At 68.8% G+C, this 4,915-nt stretch carries 7 protein-coding genes; 5 read left to right on the plus strand and 2 right to left on the minus strand.

The genetic code is table 11. From position 1 onward, the window contains the following. From VF794_RS38735 to VF794_RS38755, 5 genes are all read left to right on the plus strand, one after another. On the plus strand, positions 1-429 hold a 429-nt coding region (locus VF794_RS38735; protein ID WP_331118566.1), incomplete at its 5' end, for a DUF72 domain-containing protein. 77 nt (positions 430-506) lie between these two features. Beyond that, the gene (locus VF794_RS38740) at positions 507-1,199 is read left to right on the plus strand and encodes a hypothetical protein (RefSeq protein WP_331118568.1); all 693 of its coding nucleotides are present in this window, start codon (positions 507-509) and stop codon (positions 1,197-1,199) included. Between the two features lie 9 nt (positions 1,200-1,208). Further along, positions 1,209-2,090 carry a serine/threonine-protein kinase gene (locus VF794_RS38745; RefSeq protein WP_331118570.1) on the plus strand — a complete coding sequence of 294 codons (882 nt, stop codon included), beginning with the start codon at positions 1,209-1,211 and terminating at the stop codon, positions 2,088-2,090. A 208-nt stretch (positions 2,091-2,298) separates the two neighbouring features. Next, positions 2,299-2,565, plus strand: a complete 267-nt coding sequence (locus VF794_RS38750; protein WP_331118572.1) for a hypothetical protein — start codon at positions 2,299-2,301, stop codon at positions 2,563-2,565. Positions 2,566-2,775: 210 nt separating this feature from the next. After that, positions 2,776-3,366 (plus strand): DUF2381 family protein, encoded by a 591-nt coding sequence (locus tag VF794_RS38755; protein WP_331118574.1) that lies wholly within the window; start codon positions 2,776-2,778, stop codon positions 3,364-3,366. A gap of 12 nt (positions 3,367-3,378) precedes the next feature. Here VF794_RS38755 and VF794_RS38760 read toward each other — a convergent pair whose 3' ends face one another. Further along, a complete protein-coding gene (locus tag VF794_RS38760) occupies positions 3,379-3,924 on the minus strand; it encodes a hypothetical protein (protein WP_331118576.1) in 546 nt (181 codons plus the stop codon). 136 nt (positions 3,925-4,060) lie between these two features. Next, entirely contained in the window at positions 4,061-4,591 is a 531-nt protein-coding gene (locus tag VF794_RS38765; RefSeq protein ID WP_331118578.1) for a Wall-associated protein precursor, read from the minus strand. Positions 4,592-4,915 lie beyond the last annotated feature (324 nt).

The raw sequence follows: 4,915 nt of genomic DNA on the forward strand, positions 1-4,915 counted from the left end.
ATCGGCTTCGTGAACATCGACCAGCCGCTCTTCAAGAGTTCGCTGGGTCCGAGCGCGCGGGTGACGTCGTCGGTGGGCTACGTGCGGGTGCACGGGCGCAACTACCGCAATTGGTTTCGCAAGACGGCGAGCGCGCTGGAGCGCTACGACTACCTGTACCCTTCCAAGGAGCTGAAGCCCTGGGCCGAGCGCACGAAGGAGATTGCGGCGCACCCCCGGGTGAGCGACGTTTACGTGGTCACCAACAACCACGTGCGAGGCAAGGGCGTGGTCAACGCGATGATGCTCCAGACGATGCTGACGGGCCGGAAGGTGCACGCCCCCGAGACGCTGCTGAGCGAGTACCGCGACACGCTCGAGCCCTACGTGCTGCCGCCGGAGGAGGAGACGCCCGCCGCCGAGCCTCCCGGCGCCAGCCCCGCGAGCTGAAAATCCGCCAGGGTTGACGTCGGAGGTATTCCTCCCTGGCACGACTTCTCGCGTGGTGGTAGGCAGGCGGTTCATCCATGAACCCTGAACCCGCCACCACCCCGCGCTTTTTCGTCCTGGAAGAAGGCATCGTCGGGTCTCGTTACGATGCGGACGTCGACCGGCTGGAGCCCATCCACCTCGGAGACGGTGCCTGCTGCGCCCGGTGCGGCTATCCCGTCGGGATGCCGACGTGGCTTCCTCCCCACCGCGTGGAGCTGGTCCTGTACGGACAAGAGCTCGGGGATTTGATCGAAGTAGGAGGAGACGAGCTCCTGGTGTCGGAGCGGTTCGCCCGGGCCTTCCGGGAGGAGGGGCTCACGGGACTGGAGGGCTTCCACCCGGTGGAGGTGGCGCGGGTGAGCAGGGAGCGGCGAGGCCCCGTCCCCACCGACGTTCCCCGCTACGTCGTCGCCACGGTCTGCCTGGGACGCGGGGCGGTGGACCTGACGCGCAGCCGCATCCGCTACGGTGAGACGCCCACGTGCGAGGAGTGCCGCTCGGCGGGCGCGGAGGCCATTCACGGCTTCACGCTGGAGGCGGACACCTGGCGGGGCGAGGACATCTTCCAGCCTCGGGGACTGTCGGGAGTCTGGACCGTGTCCGAGCGCTTCGAGCGACTGGTGGCACGGCACGGCTTCACCAACATGCGCCTGACGCCCAGCGAAGAGTACATGTGGCGACCGCTGGGCCCCGAGCCCCAACCCACCCCGAAGCCGGCCTCCCCGTGAGGTCCCATCGTGCGCCAGTTGGGCGCGGGCCAGTGGCCCGACGCCAAGCCCCGCTTCCTCTGGCTGCGGCTGAAGTTGATAAAGGGCCCCACGCTGGAGGAGTGGGGATGGCGGCCCGGGCGCGACACGAGCGAGGTGGTGGACCGGGTGCTGGAGGTGGCGCGTGCGCTGGCGGTGGTGCACGAGGCCCGGGTGGTGCACCGGGACGTGAAGGAGGCCAACATCCTGGTGAGCGCGGAGGACGGGCAGGCGGTGCTGCTGGACTTCGGGGTGAGCTACTACGAGGGAGCCGCCACCCTGACGAAGGGGATGTTCCCCCCGGGCACCCCCCACTATCGAGCCCCCGAGGCGTGGGCCTTCGGCCGCGCGCACGCGGGCGTGGCGGGCGCGCACTACCGGGCCGGGCCGGCGGATGACCTGTACGCGCTGGGCGTCGTCCTCTACCGGCTGCTGACGGGCCGCTTCCCCTTCCGGCTCACCGATGACGGGGGCATGGACGTGGAAGCCGTGCCGCACCGGGCGCCGCTGCCTCCACACCTGGTCAACCCGCGTGTGCCCCGGGACGTGGAGGCGGTATGCCTGCGGCTGCTGGCCAAGCAGCCCGAGGCGCGCTACCCCAGTGCCGTGGCGCTGTACGAAGAATTGGAGACGCTGAAGGCCGGGGCGAACACGGCCTGGAAGGTGCCGCTGCACGGGGGAACACGCGGGGCCGGCAAGCGGTGGACTCGGTGGACTCGGTGGACTCGGTGGGCCCGCGTACTGGCGGGGGTGGGCGTGGGATTGGCTCTGGCGCTGGGGGTGCTGGTGGCTCACCTCCCGCCAGGAAGTGGCGCCCCTGGAGCCACCGCCGGAATCTGCGCCGGCCGTGGCCGCGCCGCCCGCGGCGCCTGACAAGGACAGTGCCCCCGTGGAGAAGAAGCAACAGCAGACGTCCCGCACCCAACCGGAAGCGCCCCCAGGAAGCGAGGGGCCACCGTGCGCAACGCGTGTCTCGGCCTCACCGGGGCTGCCTTGCAGGCCTGCATGAGCGCGCCTCAGCAGGTGCCGCCTGTACGCCCCGCCCCGCTTCCGCAGGCATGCCCCGCCGGGGCCGTGCTTCGTGGCCGGCGACTGGGACACGCCCACGGGACAGACGGCACTGCCAAGCTGGACCCGGCTCTCCGGGCGGCTCTACTTCGGGGAGGGGCGCGTGTACGGCCGCTTCACCGAGGCCCGCGTGCCCACCGGGGAGACGTACACGATTTGCCTGGAGTTGCTGGACATGGGGGACCATGGAGTCGGCATGGAGATGGAGCCCGGCAGCGAGCCGGGGAATGTGCTGGTGACCACCGTCGCGGAGGTGCGGGTGGTGGACCGTTTCAAATAGGCCCACCCCAGAATCAGGTGGGTGCGAAGCCATGGGAACCAGGTTCTTTCAGGGGTGCGCTTGTCGCAAAGAACGGGGCACCTTCCGGCCGCGCGCCGTGCCGACTGGTCCGACCATTGGACCACTTGCTCCCGAACGCGGCCGGAACCTTCCCCCTGAAGCGACTTGGTTCCTATGGCTTAGACGCCAAGCGCGACCCCGACCACCTTCATGTTGGTGGTGCACCCCTCCGAGGCAGAGCGGCAAGTGGAGGTGACGCGCCAGCCGCGCTCGCTGGCCTCCTACCGGGAGGGCGAGCAGCGGGCGCTGGAGGAGGTCCAGCAGTGCCGCCAGGAGAAGGCGCGCCTGGAGACGGAGTCCAACGGGAAGGTGGGGCTCACGGGCCTCATCGCCCAGGACCTCATGGGCGAGGGCGGCGTTGACAACAAGGACCTCTTCAAGAATGTCACCACACGCCCCGGCAACACGCTCATCACCGTCACAGCACGCAGCTACCGCTCGCACACCGGGCGCAGGGAGGGCGGGCACAAGGTGGTGAGATTGGCCGTGGCGCAGGAGTTGTTGAACGACGGTGACACACCCTGGACGCCCGCTGGCGCGGTGCTGGTGGGGCCCCAGGGGGTGGAGTTGAAGGTGCTCGGCGTGTGGCCGCTGGAGCCCATTGCCCCCGAGAAAAAGCACCGTGTCGTGGTGGAGGTGGAGGCCACGGAAGAGGCGGCGCGCGGCACCTTCACCCTGAAGTTGTGGAGCCAGGAGGGAGGCACACGAGGGGAACTCTTCGACGGCGTGACGTTCCCGTAGACGGCCCCGGGCTCACGCGGAGCCGGGCTTCACGGTGGACAGCGGCTCGCGTCTCAGCGGGTTCCACACGTATTCCTCACTCGGTGTCAGCCGCATGTTCGTGAAACCGTGCCTCGCCACGAAGCGCTCGAAGCGCTCGGACACGGTCACCACACCCTGCATGCCCCGGGGGTAGAAGACGTCCTCCCCCCTCCAGGTGCCCGGCTCCAGGGTGAAACCAAAGACGGCGTCCAGGCCCTCGCTGCGGCACTCCTCGCAGGTGGGAGGCTTCGCGTAATGGATGTTGCTGCGGGTCAGGTCCACCGCCGCGCGGCCGAAGCAGGGCCTGACCACCACGTACCGAGGAAAGTGGGAGTGTTTGGGGAGCCGTCGCGCCCTGCGCACCCTCACCACCTCCACCGGATGGAAGCCCTCCAGCCCCGTGAGCCCCTCCGCCCGGAAGGCCTGGGCGAACCGCTCCGACAGCAGGAAGTCATTCCCACCCGCTCTGAGGAAATCCCCGAGCTCCTCCCCGTACCGCACCAACTCGGCACGGTAGGGAGGGAGCCAGGGCTTCATCCCAATGGGATCGCCGCACCGGGGGCAGCGCGGCGCATTTCCAAGATTGACGGGCTCGGACCCTTCCGCGTCGGCATCGTACCGGGAAAAGGTGGCGTCCTTTTGCAGGACGAAGAAGCGGGGCGAGGCAGAAGACTCAGAAGCCACGAGGGAACCTCTTGAGCATGTAGGGTCGCCTGTATATCTCTCGCAGGAAGGCCTCGAACTCCTTCGGTGTCGCCTTGGGCCGGCTCTGGAGCCATGCGATGACCTCGTCGTCCACGTCCCGATGCCACCCCCCGTAGCCACAGTGGGCCTTCTCATCCACCGCACGGCTGACGAAACGACGGTCGCGTGGCTTGTACTGGCCGCTCAACGTTTCATGTCTCGCCAATTCCTTGGCGATGCGCCGGGAGATGATGTGGTGCAACTGCCCCTTGCACTCGGGAGGCTCGGGTGATGCGGGGGAGGTCTCGTCCTCGGCATCAAGGGCCTCGACCGCGATGTGGGCGCCCTCCACCGCCGCGGCTGCCTGGAACGCGGCCTCCAGCTTCGTGGCCAGCCCCGGCTCGATCAACCGCAGCGTGTCGCACGCGCTGGCTACCCCCTGCTTGCAGGAGCACACCACGGTCAGGTCATTCGGAGCACAAGGCACCTGCGCGAGCAGCAGCAACAGTATGGCGAGCATCCTCGTCCTCCTTCGCGGTGACTCGACCCCCGCAGGGTACCACCCGACATCATCATCGGAGCCCCCTCTCTCTTCTGTCCTTGCATCCGTGCCCAACGTTCCCTGCCTCAAGCCATGGACCGAGGTCCGCCGGAAGAGCCACAACTCACCTGGGATGCTGGCTCCCCATCCCCACCGCCTCGCCCTTGAGGAAGCGCTCGATGGCCTGGAGCACGTCGCGGTCGGACATGAGCGCCACGTGCTCCGCGGAGCTGTCCACGCGCCGGTAGGGAATCGGCAGCACCGGCAGCGCGCGCGCGGACAGCACGGACCCGTCTCCATCCG

This window comes from Archangium sp. (genome assembly GCF_036389735.1).
Taxonomy (GTDB): Bacteria; Myxococcota; Myxococcia; order Myxococcales; family Myxococcaceae; genus Archangium.